At 61.5% G+C, this 14,681-nt stretch carries 17 protein-coding genes; 10 read left to right on the forward strand and 7 right to left on the reverse strand.

The annotated features are described in order from the left end of the window. Positions 1–78: 78 nt before the first annotated feature. Genes lptB through PQT43_RS00905 form a run of 5 tightly spaced genes read right to left on the reverse strand, consistent with a single transcriptional unit; the run spans position 79 to position 3,416 of the window. Positions 79–804 carry an LPS export ABC transporter ATP-binding protein gene (lptB, locus tag PQT43_RS00885; RefSeq protein WP_011059270.1) on the reverse strand — a complete coding sequence of 242 codons (726 nt, stop codon included), beginning with the start codon at positions 802–804 and terminating at the stop codon, positions 79–81. Continuing rightward, entirely contained in the window at positions 804–1,349 is a 546-nt protein-coding gene (gene lptA / locus PQT43_RS00890) for a lipopolysaccharide transport periplasmic protein LptA (protein WP_102861152.1), read from the reverse strand. The genes lptB and lptA overlap by 1 nt, the downstream gene beginning before the upstream one ends. Beyond that, the gene (gene lptC / locus PQT43_RS00895) at positions 1,336–1,908 is read right to left on the reverse strand and encodes an LPS export ABC transporter periplasmic protein LptC (protein WP_102861153.1); all 573 of its coding nucleotides are present in this window, start codon (positions 1,906–1,908) and stop codon (positions 1,336–1,338) included. Before lptC ends, lptA begins: the two co-directional genes overlap by 14 nt. Before the next feature lie 9 nt (positions 1,909–1,917). Then, positions 1,918–2,442 carry a KdsC family phosphatase gene (locus PQT43_RS00900; protein ID WP_102861154.1) on the reverse strand — a complete coding sequence of 175 codons (525 nt, stop codon included), beginning with the start codon at positions 2,440–2,442 and terminating at the stop codon, positions 1,918–1,920. Continuing rightward, a complete protein-coding gene (locus PQT43_RS00905; protein WP_102878376.1) occupies positions 2,442–3,416 on the reverse strand; it encodes a KpsF/GutQ family sugar-phosphate isomerase in 975 nt (324 codons plus the stop codon). Before PQT43_RS00905 ends, PQT43_RS00900 begins: the two co-directional genes overlap by 1 nt. Before the next feature lie 264 nt (positions 3,417–3,680). Between PQT43_RS00905 and PQT43_RS00910 the strand changes: the two genes are divergently transcribed. From PQT43_RS00910 to hisC, 10 genes are all read left to right on the forward strand, one after another. Further along, complete coding sequence (locus PQT43_RS00910) at positions 3,681–4,490, forward strand: ATP-binding cassette domain-containing protein (protein ID WP_102861156.1); 810 nt, start codon at positions 3,681–3,683, stop codon at positions 4,488–4,490. Next, a complete protein-coding gene (gene mlaE / locus PQT43_RS00915; RefSeq protein ID WP_102861157.1) occupies positions 4,490–5,287 on the forward strand; it encodes a lipid asymmetry maintenance ABC transporter permease subunit MlaE in 798 nt (265 codons plus the stop codon). The genes PQT43_RS00910 and mlaE overlap by 1 nt, the downstream gene beginning before the upstream one ends. Beyond that, positions 5,287–5,754 carry an outer membrane lipid asymmetry maintenance protein MlaD gene (gene mlaD / locus PQT43_RS00920; RefSeq protein ID WP_011059277.1) on the forward strand — a complete coding sequence of 156 codons (468 nt, stop codon included), beginning with the start codon at positions 5,287–5,289 and terminating at the stop codon, positions 5,752–5,754. The genes mlaE and mlaD overlap by 1 nt, the downstream gene beginning before the upstream one ends. 11 nt (positions 5,755–5,765) lie before the next feature. Continuing rightward, entirely contained in the window at positions 5,766–6,419 is a 654-nt protein-coding gene (locus tag PQT43_RS00925; protein ID WP_102861158.1) for an MlaC/ttg2D family ABC transporter substrate-binding protein, read from the forward strand. Beyond that, positions 6,416–6,721, forward strand: coding sequence for an STAS domain-containing protein (locus tag PQT43_RS00930; RefSeq protein ID WP_102878377.1), 306 nt, complete (start codon positions 6,416–6,418; stop codon positions 6,719–6,721). Before PQT43_RS00925 ends, PQT43_RS00930 begins: the two co-directional genes overlap by 4 nt. A gap of 117 nt (positions 6,722–6,838) precedes the next feature. After that, on the forward strand, positions 6,839–7,078 hold the full coding sequence (locus tag PQT43_RS00935; RefSeq protein WP_011059280.1) for a BolA family protein: 240 nt from the start codon (positions 6,839–6,841) through the stop codon (positions 7,076–7,078). 22 nt (positions 7,079–7,100) lie between these two features. Beyond that, complete coding sequence (murA, locus tag PQT43_RS00940; RefSeq protein ID WP_102861160.1) at positions 7,101–8,366, forward strand: UDP-N-acetylglucosamine 1-carboxyvinyltransferase; 1,266 nt, start codon at positions 7,101–7,103, stop codon at positions 8,364–8,366. Between the two features lie 129 nt (positions 8,367–8,495). Continuing rightward, positions 8,496–9,131: an ATP phosphoribosyltransferase gene (gene hisG / locus PQT43_RS00945; RefSeq protein ID WP_016968619.1), complete on the forward strand. Its 636-nt coding sequence runs from the start codon at positions 8,496–8,498 to the stop codon at positions 9,129–9,131. Between the two features lie 154 nt (positions 9,132–9,285). Next, positions 9,286–10,614 carry a histidinol dehydrogenase gene (gene hisD, locus PQT43_RS00950; RefSeq protein ID WP_047283941.1) on the forward strand — a complete coding sequence of 443 codons (1,329 nt, stop codon included), beginning with the start codon at positions 9,286–9,288 and terminating at the stop codon, positions 10,612–10,614. A 2-nt stretch (positions 10,615–10,616) separates the two neighbouring features. Then, positions 10,617–11,669, forward strand: coding sequence for a histidinol-phosphate transaminase (gene hisC / locus PQT43_RS00955; protein ID WP_272753394.1), 1,053 nt, complete (start codon positions 10,617–10,619; stop codon positions 11,667–11,669). A gap of 82 nt (positions 11,670–11,751) precedes the next feature. Here hisC and PQT43_RS00960 read toward each other — a convergent pair whose 3' ends face one another. Together PQT43_RS00960 and PQT43_RS00965 are read right to left on the reverse strand one after the other, a co-directional pair. Beyond that, positions 11,752–12,480: a DUF4198 domain-containing protein gene (locus PQT43_RS00960; protein ID WP_253083664.1), complete on the reverse strand. Its 729-nt coding sequence runs from the start codon at positions 12,478–12,480 to the stop codon at positions 11,752–11,754. A gap of 12 nt (positions 12,481–12,492) precedes the next feature. Further along, positions 12,493–14,598, reverse strand: a complete 2,106-nt coding sequence (locus PQT43_RS00965; RefSeq protein WP_102878380.1) for a TonB-dependent siderophore receptor — start codon at positions 14,596–14,598, stop codon at positions 12,493–12,495. Positions 14,599–14,681 lie beyond the last annotated feature (83 nt).

Here is a 14,681-nt window from a genome sequence, read left to right on the forward strand (position 1 = left end):
CCTAGAGCGCTGTAACAATAAAATCAGTAGGTATTTATTGTTCCTGACGCTCTGGCATCTAGCCCGACACCTCAGCCTTTACAGGCGGAACTCATGGCCCAGGTAGACTTCCTTGACCAATTCGTTGGCCAGGATGGTCTCGGAGTCGCCTTCGGCAATCAGTTGCCCGTCATTGACGATATAGGCGGTTTCACAGATGTCCAGGGTTTCGCGGACATTGTGGTCGGTGATCAGCACCCCGATGCCCTTGGCCTTCAGGTGATGGATGATCTGCTTGATATCGCCGACCGAGATCGGGTCCACGCCGGCGAAGGGTTCGTCCAGCAGGATGAACTTGGGCGCGGTGGCCAGGGCGCGGGCGATTTCCACGCGACGGCGCTCACCACCGGACAGGCTCATGCCGAGGTTGTCGCGGATATGGTTGATGTGGAACTCCTGCAGCAGGCTTTCCAGTTCCTGGCGACGGCCGGCCTTGTCGAGTTCCTTGCGGGTCTCGAGGATGGCCATGATGTTGTCGGCCACCGACAGCTTGCGGAAGATCGAGGCTTCCTGTGGCAGGTAGCCGATGCCGGCGCGGGCGCGACCGTGCATCGGTTGGTGGCTGACATCCAGGTCGTCGATCAGGACGCGACCCTGGTCGGCCTGGACCAGGCCGACGATCATGTAGAAACAGGTGGTCTTGCCGGCGCCGTTGGGGCCGAGCAGGCCGACGATCTGGCCGCTGTCGATGGACAGGCTGACATCACGCACGACCTGACGGCTCTTGTAGCTCTTGGCCAGGTGCTGAGCTTTCAGAGTTGCCATTACTGGGCCTTTTGCTCGTCGGTTTTCTTTTTCGGCTGGATGACCATGTCGATCCGCGGACGTGGCGCGGTGACCGAGCTGCCATTGGCGCGACCGGCGTTAGCCACTTGCTTTACGGTGTCGTAGACGATCTTCTCGCCTTCGGTGGTGTTGCCGTCGTTGATGACCTTGGCTTTGTCGATCAGCACGATGCGATTCTGCTGAGCGTGGTACTGGATGGTCACAGCGTAGGCCTGAACCGGTTTCGGGTCGGTCTGCTTCTGCAGCTGCTCGAAGTAGGCGAGGTTGCCCACCGACGTCACTACGTCGATTTCGCCGCTCTGGGCTCGGGTGATGGTCACGGTGTTGCCAGTGATCTTCATCGAACCCTGGGTGATGATCACATCGCCCTTATAGGTGGCTACGCCGTTCTTATCGTCCAACTGGGCGTCGTCGGCCTGGATGCGGATTGGCTGTTGGCTATCGTTCGGCAGAGCCCAGGCGCTCACGCTTCCCAGTGCTGCGCCCAGACTGAGCAAAATAGGGAGGGTTTTAACGAGCCTCATACTGTCCTCTTACGTTCGATAGCAGGTTCATCCTGCCGTCTTTCAAATACGCTTTCATTCCCTTGGCCGTAGTCACGCCGCCGGCGCCGTCGATTCTAACGGCTTGCTCGGTCTGCGCATATTGCTTCTGCGGGAATACTGTCATGCGGCTGGTGGTGATCAGCAGGTTGCGGTTGCGCTCATCAGTGCGGGAAACCCGTACCGAATCGATCAGCTCGACCTCGGTGCCGTCCGGATTGACTTCGCCGCGCTCGCTCTGGACGTGCCAGGGGAAAGTGGTGCCGCGGTACATCTGCAGGTCCGGCTTGGTCAGCAGCGTCACTTCGCTGGCCTTGACGTGCTCCACTTTGTCCGAGGTCATTTCGTACTGCAGCTTGCCGTCAGGCAGGTACTGCACGCTGCGAGCGTTGATCACGTAATAGTCGATGGCGTTGTCGTCGACCTGCACTACTGGCTTGTCGAGGAAGCGCTCAGGGCTGATGTTCCAGTAACCGACCGCCGCGAACAGCAGGGCGATGATCCCGAATATCAGGATGTTGCGAATCTTTTTACTCAGCATGGGAGGGCTCTATAAATAAGCGGCGTTGGCTGCTTCAAGGCGGTCCTGGGCTTGCAGGATCAGCTCGCAGAACTCCCGGGCAGCGCCTTCGCCACCGCGGGCTACAGTGATGCCATGGGCGTGTTCGCGGACAAAGCCGGCTGCGTTGGCCACCGCCATGCCCAGGCCGACACGGCGGATCACCGGCAGGTCGGGCAGGTCGTCGCCCAGATAGGCGACCTGTTCATAGCTTAGGCCCAGTTGGGCAAGAAGTTCGTCCAGCACCACCAGCTTGTCTTCACGACCCTGGTAGAGGTGGGGAATCCCCAGGTTCTTGGCCCGGCGCTCCACCACAGGGGTCTTGCGCCCGCTGATGATCGCCGTCTGCACCCCGGCGGCCATGAGCATCTTGATGCCTTGGCCGTCGAGGGTATTGAACGTCTTGAACTCACTGCCGTCCTCAAGGAAGTACAGGCGACCGTCGGTCAGTACGCCGTCGACGTCGAAAACCGCCAGCTTGATGTTTTTACCGCGTTGCAGCAGGTCGGCACTCATTACATCACTCCCGCGCGCAGCAGATCGTGCATGTTCAAGGCACCGATCGGCCGGTCTTCCTTGTCCACCACCACCAGGGCGCTGATTTTATGGTCTTCCATGATCTTCAGGGCTTCGGCTGCCAGCATATCGGCGCGTGCCGTCTTGCCGTGAGGGGTCATGACCGAGTCGATGGTGGCGTGATGAATATCGATGGCGCGATCCAGGGTGCGGCGCAAGTCGCCGTCGGTGAAGATCCCGGCCAGGCGGCCATCGGCCTCCAGGATCACGGTCATGCCCAGGCCCTTGCGGGTCATCTCCATGAGCGCGTCCTTGAGCAGGGTGCCCCTTTGCACGTGCGGCAACTCGGTGCCTTCATGCATCACATTCTCCACCTTGAGCAGCAGGCGGCGGCCCAGGGCGCCTCCGGGATGGGAGAAAGCGAAGTCTTCGGCGGTGAACCCGCGAGCTTCCAGCAGGGCCACGGCCAGGGCATCGCCCATGACCAGGGCGGCAGTGGTCGAGGAGGTCGGCGCCAGGTTCAGCGGGCAGGCCTCGTGTTCGACATGCACATTGAGGTTGACGTCGGCGGCCTTGGCCAGCGGCGAGTCAGGGTTGCCGGTCAGGCTGATCAACTGGATACCCAGGCGCTTGATCAAGGGCAGCAGGGTGACGATTTCGTTGGTGGAGCCGGAGTTGGAGAGGGCCAGGATCACGTCGTCGCGAGTGATCATGCCCATGTCGCCATGACTGGCTTCAGCCGGGTGGACAAAGAAAGCCGTGGTGCCGGTGCTGGCCAGGGTGGCGGCGATCTTGTTGCCGACGTGCCCGGACTTGCCCATGCCGACCACTACCACGCGGCCTTTACTGGCCAGAATCATCTCGCAAGCGCGTACGAAATCTGCATCGATATGGGGCAGCAAGCCTTCTACGGCCTGAAGTTCGAGGCGGATGGTGCGTTGTGCTGATTGAATCAGGTCGCTGGATTGGCTCATGTCTGAAATCGTATAGCCCGATGAAAAGGCGGCGATTATAGCGGTAATGAACAAATCCCTCACGCAAGTTCGTCAGCCTTTATCTGGCCGGTATTAGGATTCCTCCGATTTTGCCTGTCTTGGACCTGAACGTTCACGGCTTCGGCCTTGGGGGCTCCGTGTCAGCAGTGATATAGTTCGCCGCCAGTTCGGCCTGCCCAGGGGCACGTACTCCCGGCAGGGAGCCAAGCGTCCGAGTGATAGGCTGCATCGCAAGGAGTTTAGATGAGTGCCGATAACGCCTACGCGGTCGAGCTGAAGGGACTGTCCTTCAAGCGCGGTACGCGCAGCATTTTCAATAACGTGGATATCCGTATTCCGCGGGGCAAGGTCACCGGCATCATGGGGCCTTCAGGCTGCGGAAAAACCACCCTGTTACGCTTGATGGGCATGCAATTGCGGCCCAGCAGCGGCGAAGTGTGGGTCAACGGCCAGAATCTGCCGACCCTCTCGCGCAGCGATCTGTTCGATGCACGCAAGCAAATGGGCGTTCTGTTCCAGAGCGGCGCGCTGTTCACCGATCTGGACGTGTTCGAGAACGTGGCCTTTCCGCTGCGGGTACATACCGAGCTGCCGGACGAAATGATTCGTGACATCGTGCTGCTCAAGCTACAGGCGGTGGGCCTGCGCGGTGCCGTCGACCTGATGCCCGACGAGCTGTCCGGTGGCATGAAGCGTCGGGTCGCCCTGGCCCGGGCCATCGCCCTGGACCCGCAGATTCTCATGTACGACGAGCCTTTCGTGGGCCAGGACCCGATTGCCATGGGCGTCCTGGTGCGCTTGATTCGCCTGCTCAACGATGCCCTGGGCATTACCAGCATCGTGGTGTCCCACGATCTTGCGGAAACCGCGAGCATTGCCGATTACCTCTATGTGGTCGGCGATGGCCAGGTATTGGGGCAGGGAACTCCTGACGAACTGATGGACTCCGACAATCCGCGTATCCGTCAATTCATGAAGGGCGATCCCGACGGCCCAGTGCCGTTTCACTTTCCAGCGACGGACTACCGCGCAGATCTTCTGGGGAAGCGCTGATGCGCAAAATATCGCTAATCGAGAGGGTTCGCCTCTTCGGTCGCTCAGGCATCGATGTCCTGGCGGTACTGGGGCGCTCCACGCTGTTCCTGTTTCATGCGTTGCTGGGGCGCGGCGGCATTGGCGGCAGCTTTGGTCTGCTGGTCAAGCAACTGCATTCGGTGGGCGTGATGTCCCTGGTGATCATCGTCGTGTCCGGGATCTTCATCGGCATGGTGCTGGCGCTGCAGGGCTTCAACATTCTGTCCAGCTACGGTTCGGAGCAGGCCGTCGGGCAAATGGTTGCCCTGACCTTGCTGCGGGAGTTGGGCCCGGTGGTGACTGCGTTGCTGTTCGCCGGTCGTGCCGGGTCGGCGCTGACCGCGGAAATCGGCAACATGAAGTCCACCGAGCAACTCTCCAGCCTGGAGATGATCGGGGTCGATCCACTCAAGTACATCATTGCGCCGCGCCTGTGGGCCGGCTTCATTTCCCTGCCGTTGCTGGCGATGATTTTCAGCGTGGTGGGAATCTGGGGCGGTTCCTGGGTGGCTGTCGACTGGCTGGGCGTCTATGACGGTTCCTACTGGGCGAACATGCAGAACAGCGTGACCTTCACCGGTGACGTCCTCAACGGTGTGATCAAAAGTATTGTTTTTGCGTTTGTAGTGACCTGGATCGCCGTATTCCAAGGCTACGACTGTGAGCCCACTTCAGAAGGGATCAGCCGTGCCACTACCAAGACCGTGGTGTATGCCTCGTTGGCCGTACTCGGCTTGGACTTTATTCTGACCGCCTTGATGTTTGGAGATTTCTGATGCAAAACCGCACCCTGGAAATCGGTGTCGGCCTTTTTCTGCTGGCCGGCATCCTGGCTTTGCTGTTGCTTGCCCTGCGGGTCAGTGGCTTGTCTCCGACTGCGAGCACCGATACCTATAAACTTTACGCCTACTTCGACAATATCGCCGGTTTGACGGTCAGAGCTAAGGTGACCATGGCCGGTGTGACCATCGGCAAGGTTACAGCGATCGATCTGGACCGTGACAGCTTCACCGGCCGGGTGACGATGCAACTGGAAAAGCGTGTGGATAATCTGCCGACCGACTCCACTGCATCTATCCTGACGGCTGGCCTGTTGGGTGAGAAGTACATCGGTATCAGCGTGGGCGGGGAAGAAGCCTTGCTCAAGGATGGTGGAACCATCCACGACACCCAGTCGTCGCTGGTACTGGAGGACCTGATCGGTAAATTCCTGCTCAATACCGTTAGCAAAGACGCCAAATGAGGAGTTTTTCGATGATCTCTATCTTGCGACGTGGCTTGTTGGTCCTGCTGGCGGCCCTGCCGTTGCTGGCCAATGCGGCAAGCACGCCTTCCGCGCATGATCTGGTGCAGGACACGACCACCCGTCTGCTGGCGGATCTGGCGGCCAATAAAGAGAAGTACAAGCAAAGCCCGAACGACTTCTACAACGCCTTGAACGGTATTGTCGGTCCGGTGGTGGACGCCGATGGCATCTCCCGCAGCATCATGACCGTGAAGTATTCGCGCAAGGCCACCCCGGAGCAGATGGCGCGCTTCCAGGAAAACTTCAAGCGCAGCCTGATGCAGTTCTACGGCAATGCCTTGCTGGAGTACAACAACCAGGGCATCACTGTTTCTCCGGCCAAGGATGAAAGCGGTACCCGTACCAGCGTGGATATGCAGGTCAAAGGCAACAACGGCGCGATCTACCCGGTGTCCTATACCCTGGAGAAGATCAACGACGAGTGGAAAGTGCGTAACGTGATTATCAACGGCATCAATATCGGCAAACTGTTCCGTGATCAGTTCGCCGATGCCATGCAGCGTAACGGCAACAACCTGGACAAGACCATCGACGGCTGGGCCGGCGAAGTGGCCAAGGCCAAGGAAGTGACCGAAGACGCCGCAGATAAGGTTGCGCAATGAGCGAGTCCGCCGTACGCCTCGGGGACGCCGGGGAGTTGCTGATCAGCGGTGTGCTGGATTACCGCAGCGGCCCGGGGCTGCGCAAGCAGGGCCAGGCATTGATCAAGTCCAGCACCGCTGCGGCGTTGGTGCTGGATTGCTCGGCGGTGGAAAAGTCCAGCAGTGTCGGCCTGGCCCTGCTGCTGGCCTTCATGCGAGATGCCCAGGACCTGGGCAAGGCAGTGAGTGTTCGTGCCTTGCCCGAAGACATGCGAGAAATTGCCGAAGTATCCGGGGTCACCGAGATCCTTCTCCATCCGTAGTAACCCACATCTATATAGAAGCCCCCCGTCAGAGTCCTGCTATGCGGGGTTCGCAGGCGCGGGGCTTTTTTGTATGATGTCCGACCCGCGCGCACAGGGCGCCGATTGAGGTTGAGCATGCAGGCCAACGAAGTGAAGAGCTTTCTTGAGGGAAAGCTGCCCGGAGCTCAGGTAGAAGTTGAGGGCGAAGGCTGCAACTTTCAGCTGAACGTGATTAGCGACGAACTGTCGGCCTTGAGCCCGGTGAAGCGTCAGCAGAGCATCTATGCCCATTTGAATCCATGGATTGCCGATGGCAGCATCCACGCGATCACTATGAAATTTTTCAGCCGCGCGGCCTGGGCCGAGCGCACCTGAGCCCAAGGGCGTCGAGACTGTTATGGATAAATTGATTATTACCGGCGGCGTTCGCCTTGATGGCGAGATCCGCATTTCCGGGGCCAAGAACTCCGCGCTGCCGATTCTGGCAGCAACCCTGCTGTGCGATGGCCCGGTCACCGTGGCCAACCTCCCGCACCTGCACGACATCACCACCATGATCGAACTGTTCGGTCGCATGGGCATCGAGCCGGTGATCGACGAGAAACTGAGCGTCGAAATCGATCCACGCACCATCAAGACCCTGGTGGCGCCGTACGAGCTGGTGAAAACCATGCGCGCCTCGATCCTGGTACTGGGCCCGATGGTTGCCCGTTTCGGCGAAGCCGAAGTGGCCCTGCCAGGCGGTTGCGCCATCGGTTCGCGTCCAGTGGACCTGCACATTCGCGGCCTGGAAGCCATGGGCGCGGTGATCGATGTCGAGGGCGGCTACATCAAGGCCAAGGCGCCTGAAGGCGGCCTGCGCGGTGCCAACTTCTTCTTCGATACCGTGAGTGTGACCGGTACCGAGAACATCATGATGGCCGCTGCCCTGGCCAAGGGCCGCAGCGTGCTGCAGAACGCCGCCCGCGAACCTGAAGTCGTCGACCTGGCGAACTTCCTGATCGCCATGGGTGCGAAGATTTCCGGTGCTGGCACCGACACCATCACCATCGATGGCGTCGAGCGTCTGCATTCGGCGATCTACAAAGTGATGCCTGACCGTATCGAAACCGGTACCTACTTGGTGGCCGCAGCCGTCACTGGCGGCCGGGTCAAGGTCAAGGACACCGATCCGACCATCCTTGAAGCCGTTCTGGAAAAGCTCAAGGAAGCGGGCGCCGAAGTCACCACCGGCAGCGACTGGATCGAGCTCAACATGCATGGCAAGCGCCCCAAGGCGGTCAACGTGCGTACTGCTCCGTACCCGGCGTTCCCGACCGACATGCAAGCGCAGTTCATTTCCCTGAACGCGATTGCCGAAGGCACGGGGGCGGTCATCGAGACCATTTTCGAAAACCGCTTCATGCACGTGTACGAGCTGCACCGCATGGGCGCCAAGATCCAGGTCGAAGGCAACACCGCGATCGTTACCGGCACCGAGATCCTCAAGGGCGCGCCAGTCATGGCCACCGACCTGCGGGCCTCGGCCAGCCTGGTGATCTCGGCCCTGATGGCCGAAGGCGACACCCTGATCGACCGCATCTACCACATCGACCGTGGTTACGAGTGCATCGAAGAGAAGCTGCAGATGCTCGGCGCCAAGATCCGCCGCGTACCGGGCTAGTTGCATGACGGGCACAGGGAGGTGCCCAACGCTGAATCAGTTCCACGTCGAGCCTGTCTTCAGGCTCGACGCATGTCTGGCGCCGTTTGCGTCCGGGCATCAGTCGCCGCATAAGGACTTACGTTACTCATGTTGACCATCGCACTGTCCAAGGGCCGTATCCTCGACGACACGCTGCCGCTTCTGGCTGAAGCGGGCATCGTGCCAACCGAGAATCCGGACAAGAGCCGCAAACTGATCATCCCCACGACCCAGGACGACGTTCGCCTGCTGATCGTGCGTGCCACTGACGTACCGACCTATGTCGAGCATGGCGCCGCCGACCTCGGGGTGGCCGGCAAGGACGTCCTGATGGAGTACTCAGGCCAGGGCCTGTACGAACCGCTGGACCTGCAGATTGCCCAGTGCAAGCTGATGACCGCCGGTGCGATTGGCGCCGTCGAACCCAAGGGGCGCCTGCGCGTGGCCACCAAGTTCGTCAACGTCGCCAAGCGTTATTACGCCGAGCAGGGCCGTCAGGTCGACATCATCAAGCTCTACGGCTCGATGGAACTGGCGCCGCTGATCGGTCTGGCGGACAAGATCATCGACGTGGTCGACACCGGCAACACCCTGCGGGCCAACGGTCTGGAGCCCCAGGAACTGATCGCCACCATCAGCTCCCGCCTGGTGGTCAACAAGGCATCGATGAAGATGCAGCACGCCCGTATCCAGGCGTTGATCGATACCCTGCGCAAGGCAGTGGAATCGCGACACCGCGGCTGACTCACATGCGTGGCCTTGAGCCGCGCCCATCTATCCGCGTCATAGCCAGAATGCTCAGGTGCCCACGCGGATGGCTTGGTAGTCTTGCGGCGCCTGAGCTTTGCAAATCCAAGCTTGCCCTTTTGTGCACTCGCCAATCATTGAGGCCTTCGCTATGACCGCTCCGACTGCAATTCGCCGACTCAACGCTGCCGACCCGGATTTCGCCCGTCATCTGGATCATCTGCTGAGCTGGGAAAGTGTCTCTGACGATTCGGTCAATCAGCGGGTGCTGGACATCATCAAGGCCGTGCGCGAGCGCGGCGATGCGGCGCTGGTGGAGTTCACCCAGCGTTTCGACGGCCTGCAAGTGGCCTCCATGGCCGACCTGATCCTGCCTCGCGAGCGCTTGGAACTGGCCCTGACCCGAATCACCGTGGCCCAGCGCGAAGCCTTGGAAAAGGCCGCGGCGCGGGTGCGCAGCTACCACGAGAAGCAGAAACAGGACTCCTGGAGCTACACCGAAGCCGACGGCACGGTGCTGGGCCAGAAGGTTACGCCGCTGGACCGCGCCGGCTTGTATGTACCGGGGGGCAAGGCGTCTTACCCGTCATCGGTGCTGATGAACGCGATCCCGGCCAAGGTGGCGGGCGTGACCGAGGTGGTGATGGTGGTGCCGACCCCCCGCGGTGAAGTCAACGAGCTGGTACTGGCCGCTGCCTGCATCGCCGGGGTTGACCGGGTGTTCACCATCGGTGGCGCCCAGGCCGTGGCCGCGCTGGCCTACGGCACCGAAAGCGTGCCCCAGGTGGACAAGGTGGTCGGCCCAGGCAACATCTATGTGGCCACCGCCAAGCGCCACGTGTTTGGCCAGGTCGGGATCGACATGATCGCCGGTCCTTCGGAGATCCTTGTGGTCTGTGACGGCCAGACCGATCCGGACTGGATCGCCATGGACCTGTTTTCCCAGGCTGAGCACGACGAAGACGCCCAGGCAATCCTGGTCAGCCCGGACGCCGAGTTCCTCGACAAGGTGGCGGCGAGCATCGCCAAGCTGCTGCCGACCATGGAGCGCGCAGAAATCATCAACACCTCGATCAACGGCCGCGGCGCGCTGATCCAGGTTCGCGACATGCAGCAAGCCATGGACGTGGCCAACCGCATTGCCCCCGAGCACCTGGAGTTGTCGGTGGCCGACCCGCAAGCCTGGCTGCCGCAGATCCGCCACGCCGGGGCGATCTTCATGGGCCGTCACACCTCCGAGGCGCTGGGCGATTACTGCGCCGGGCCGAACCACGTGCTGCCGACGTCCGGTACTGCGCGTTTCTCCTCACCGCTGGGGGTGTATGACTTCCAGAAACGCTCGTCGATCATTTTCTGCTCCGAGCAGGGCGCGTCCGAGCTGGGGCGGACCGCCTCGGTTCTGGCCCGTGGCGAGTCGCTGACCGCCCACGCCCGCAGCGCCGAATACCGCATCGTCGACGACCAAGATCAGGGGCAATGAACATGAGCAAATTCTGGAGTCCGTTCGTCAAGAACCTGGTGCCCTATGTGCCGGGCGAACAACCCAAGCTGACCAATCTGGTCAAGCTCAACACCAACGAAAACCCCTATGGCCCGTCGCCCAAGGCCCTGGCGGCGATGCAGGCCGAGCTCAATGACAACCTGCGCCTGTATCCCGACCCCAACAGCGACCTGCTCAAGCAGGCGGTGGCCCGCTATTACGGGGTGCAGGGCAATCAGGTATTCCTCGGCAACGGTTCCGACGAAGTCCTGGCGCACATTTTCCATGGCCTGCTGCAGCAGGATAAGCCGCTGCTGTTCCCGGACATCAGCTACAGCTTCTATCCGGTGTACTGCGGCCTGTACGGCATCGACTACCAGGCGGTGCCCCTGGATGAACAGTTCCAGATCCGTGTGGCCGACTACGCTCAGCCCAACGGCGGGATCATCTTCCCCAACCCGAATGCGCCCACCGGCTGCTTGCTGGCCCTGGACGCCGTGGAGCAGATCCTCCAGGCCAGCCCGGATTCGGTGGTGGTCGTGGACGAAGCCTATATCGACTTCGGTGGCCAGACTGCCATCAGTCTGGTGGACCGCTACCCCAACCTGCTGGTGACCCAGACTCTGTCCAAGTCGCGCTCCCTGGCCGGCCTGCGGGTGGGCCTGGCTGTGGGGCATCCGGACCTGATCGAGGCCCTGGAGCGGATCAAGAACAGCTTCAACTCCTACCCTCTGGATCGCCTGGCCATTGTGGGTGCAGCGGCGGCCTTCGAGGACCGCGAGTACTTTGCCAAGACCTGCCAACGGGTGATCGACAGTCGTGAGTGGGTGGTGGCGCAGTTGCAGGCCAAGGGTTTTGAAGTATTGCCGTCGGCGGCCAACTTCATCTTTGCCCGCCACCCCCAGCACGACGCAGCCGGCCTGGCGGCCAAGCTGCGTGAGCAAGGGGTGATAGTGCGTCACTTCAAGCAGGAACGGATCGCCCAATTCCTGCGCATCAGCATCGGCACGCCGGAGCAGAACCAGGCGCTGATCGACGGATTGGGGCAGCTTTAAGTTAGAAGCCCAGAGCCAATGCTTGGAGCCTCTCGCTTGTAGCTACAAGCTTGCCGCTTGTAGCTGCAGCCCCGGGCTGCTCTCACTCGTGGTGCGGCTCGCCGAGGAAGGTCAGGGAGCTGAACAGGCCGCGTGAAGCCACATCCGGATCGTCCTTGAGCGGCACTTCAAGCTCTGCGGCAATCACGTTCAAGCCTTCATTTCTCACCAACACTTGAGCGCGTCCCTGGGCATCGGTTTCGGTGCTCAGGGTGCTCGGTGCATTGCGGTAATCGCCGATCAACTTGACCCCAGCCACGGGCCGCCCATCCAGCAGTACCCGCACCGGCAGGCGGTTGCCCTGGCCCACGGTCAGCGGGTCGACTTCCGGCAGGATCAGCAGCTTGAGCTGTTCCAGCTTGGGCAGCTTCGCCCCCGCTTGATAGATCGCCAGGCTGTACTTGAAGGTGTGAGTCGAGGCGATGGCCCCCGGGACTTTGCTGCGCCCCTGGTTGACCCAGCGTTTGTCCGCCGTTTGCGACCACGGACCGTTGTCCAGCGCCACGGCCAGCACCGCCGGTGGCTTGAGTGGTTGCAGGCGCGCGTGGTCGGCCAGGCGTTGCACGGTCACCGGAATCATTCTGGCTGCGGCGTCGTAGGCCCAGGCACCACTGACCTTCTTGGCCTTGAAGGCGTCGTCTTCGGCGCCGTGGCCGTAGATCACTTCGATATTGCCGCGGCGCTGTTCGGTCCACAGACCGTGGGCCGAGGCCTGGGTTGTACCCAGGGTGGCGAGCAGGCCCAGCAGGGCGATTGATTTGAGGTTGTGCATGGCGATTTCCGGCTACAGGTTGAGTGTCAGGCTGACGGTGAAGTTGCGCGGCTCGCCGGGGTTGACCCAGTAGTTGCTGTAGGAGCGCTCGTAGTACTTCTCGTCGAACAGGTTGTTCAGGTTCAGGCCCAGGGTCAGGTTGTCGCTGGCCTTGTAGTGGGCCAGCAGGTCCAGGGTGCGGTAGGCGGGCAACTCGAAGCGGCCTCCGGCCTCGCCCGAGCGATCGCCGACGTAGGTCAGGGCGGCGCCGACGTCCGAGCCTTTGAGTCGTCCGTCCTGGAACTCATAGACGCCCAACAGGCTGCCACTGTGCTTGGCCACACCGAGTATGCGACTGCCGGCGGGGATCGCCCGATCGCCCTTGGTGACCTCGGCATCGATCAGCGCATAGGCACCTATCACCCGCACCGCATCGGTCAACTGGCCGGTCACTTGCACGTCGAAGCCCTGGCTGCGGGCCTTGCCCACGGCGCGGCTGGAGTCGGTGCCGGGGTCCAGGGCCAGGACGTTTTCCTTGTCGATATGGAAGGCGGCGAGGGTGGCGCTCAGGCGTTCGTCGAACAGCTCGCTCTTGATCCCCACTTCATAACCGACCCCTTCCTCGGGTTTGAAGGTCTTGCCGGCCGCATCCAGCCCGTTGTTGGGCTTGAACGAGGTGGAGGCGTTGGCGAACAGCCCCAACTGCGGAGTCAGTTGATACAGCAGGCCGGCGCGCTGGGTCAGGGCGTCGTGGCTCTGGCGGCTGCGTTTGCCGGTGGTGTGGTCGTCGATCCGTTGCTCGAAATGTTCGAAGCGGGCGCCGAGCATGCCGCGCAAGCGGTCGTTGAAGACAATCTGGTCCTGCAGGTTGAGGGCCTGGCTTTCGACATGTTCGAAAAAATCCGTGCCGGAACGTTTGCCGTTGGGCTTGGCCTGGCCGTAGATCGGGTCGTAGATGTCGACAGCGTAGGCGCCGCCGGCGATGGTGGTGACCCGCTCGTTCTTGCGGTAGTTCTCGTATTCGCTGCCGATCAGCAGCTCGTGCTGCCAACTGCCGATGTCGAACAGGCCGCGCAGTTCCAGTTGGGTGATGCTGTCGTGCCAGTTGTTGTCGCGCTCGCGATAGCGCCGGTTGACGGTGTGCTGGTCGGCATTCAGCGGGCGGGTTTCCGAGGCGAAGCCCCACAACTTGCCTTCCTTGTAGTGGCTGGCCAGGCGCAGCTTCCAGCTGTCGTTGAGGTGATGTTCCAGGGCGGCCTGGAGCATGGTGTTGTGGTTGTCGATGTTGCCGTCGTTGGGTTCACCGAGGAAGGTCGAGCGCGAGACGCCGCTCCAGCGATTGTTGGGCGCGACGATGCCGCGGTCGAAGGTCGAGCTGTGGCGCACGAACTCGCTCTCCACCAGCAGGCTGGTGTCCGGGTTCAGCTGCCAACTGAAGGAAGGGGCGACGAACAACCGGCGGCTGTCCACATGGTCGCGGAAGCTGTGGTTGTCCTCCACCGCCAGGTTGACCCGGGACAGCAGGTTGCCCTGGTCATCCAGCGGGGTGTTGAGGTCCAGGGCAGTGCGGTAGCGGTCCCAGCTGCCGGCGCTGGTCTGCAGGGTGGCGAAGGCTTCGGGCTGAGGTTTCTTGGTGACGATGTTCACCGTACCGCCGGGATCGCCCCGGCCATAAAGGCTGGCCGCCGGTCCCTTGAGCACTTCGATGCGCTCGATATTGGCCGCATCCGGGGTGCTGGGATAACCGCGATTGGCGCTGAAACCGTCCTTGTAGAACTCCGAGGTGGTGAAGCCGCGCACGCTGTATTCATACAGGGTCAGGCCGCCGAAGTTGTTCTGCTTGGAGACCCCTCCGGCGAACTCCAGGGCCCGCTCGACGTTACTGCTGCCCAGGTCCTTGAGCACGCTGGCAGGGATCACGCTGATGGACTGCGGGATATCGCGGATTGCCGTGTCAGTCTTGGTGGCGCTGGCCGAGCGAGTGGCCCGGTAACCTTTGACCGGGCCGCTGGCAGACTCGTATTCGGTGGTGATGCGGGTGGTTTCAAGTTCCAGCGACTGCGGTTCTTCGGCAAGCAGCGGGTCTGCCAGCAGGCCTAGGGTCAGGCCTGCCAAGGGGAGGATTTTTCGGGACGTCATCGGGCTGTTCCAATAGCAATATTGAAACAATATAACATGACTGATGAGAATGTATGTTGTTAGCCCGGCATGGCCGGGCGCAC

Source organism: Pseudomonas sp. BLCC-B112, from assembly GCF_028550695.1.
In the GTDB taxonomy this organism is placed as follows: Bacteria; Pseudomonadota; Gammaproteobacteria; order Pseudomonadales; family Pseudomonadaceae; genus Aquipseudomonas; species Aquipseudomonas danubii.

Excerpts from the sequence above, each read along its gene's own strand:
- hisG (WP_016968619.1), top strand. The coding sequence starts at position 8,496 with ATGTTGACCATCGCACTGTCCAAGGGCCGTATCCTCGACGACACGCTG.
- PQT43_RS00960 (WP_253083664.1), bottom strand. The coding sequence starts at position 12,480 with ATGCACAACCTCAAATCAATCGCCCTGCTGGGCCTGCTCGCCACCCTG.
- PQT43_RS00910 (WP_102861156.1), top strand. The coding sequence starts at position 3,681 with ATGAGTGCCGATAACGCCTACGCGGTCGAGCTGAAGGGACTGTCCTTC.
- hisD (WP_047283941.1), top strand. The coding sequence starts at position 9,286 with ATGACCGCTCCGACTGCAATTCGCCGACTCAACGCTGCCGACCCGGAT.
- PQT43_RS00925 (WP_102861158.1), top strand. The coding sequence starts at position 5,766 with ATGATCTCTATCTTGCGACGTGGCTTGTTGGTCCTGCTGGCGGCCCTG.
- hisC (WP_272753394.1), top strand. The coding sequence starts at position 10,617 with ATGAGCAAATTCTGGAGTCCGTTCGTCAAGAACCTGGTGCCCTATGTG.
- PQT43_RS00905 (WP_102878376.1), bottom strand. The coding sequence starts at position 3,416 with ATGAGCCAATCCAGCGACCTGATTCAATCAGCACAACGCACCATCCGC.
- lptA (WP_102861152.1), bottom strand. The coding sequence starts at position 1,349 with ATGAGGCTCGTTAAAACCCTCCCTATTTTGCTCAGTCTGGGCGCAGCA.
- lptB (WP_011059270.1), bottom strand. The coding sequence starts at position 804 with ATGGCAACTCTGAAAGCTCAGCACCTGGCCAAGAGCTACAAGAGCCGT.
- PQT43_RS00900 (WP_102861154.1), bottom strand. The coding sequence starts at position 2,442 with ATGAGTGCCGACCTGCTGCAACGCGGTAAAAACATCAAGCTGGCGGTT.
- PQT43_RS00930 (WP_102878377.1), top strand. The coding sequence starts at position 6,416 with ATGAGCGAGTCCGCCGTACGCCTCGGGGACGCCGGGGAGTTGCTGATC.
- mlaE (WP_102861157.1), top strand. The coding sequence starts at position 4,490 with ATGCGCAAAATATCGCTAATCGAGAGGGTTCGCCTCTTCGGTCGCTCA.
- lptC (WP_102861153.1), bottom strand. The coding sequence starts at position 1,908 with ATGCTGAGTAAAAAGATTCGCAACATCCTGATATTCGGGATCATCGCC.
- PQT43_RS00965 (WP_102878380.1), bottom strand. The coding sequence starts at position 14,598 with ATGACGTCCCGAAAAATCCTCCCCTTGGCAGGCCTGACCCTAGGCCTG.
- mlaD (WP_011059277.1), top strand. The coding sequence starts at position 5,287 with ATGCAAAACCGCACCCTGGAAATCGGTGTCGGCCTTTTTCTGCTGGCC.
- PQT43_RS00935 (WP_011059280.1), top strand. The coding sequence starts at position 6,839 with ATGCAGGCCAACGAAGTGAAGAGCTTTCTTGAGGGAAAGCTGCCCGGA.
- murA (WP_102861160.1), top strand. The coding sequence starts at position 7,101 with ATGGATAAATTGATTATTACCGGCGGCGTTCGCCTTGATGGCGAGATC.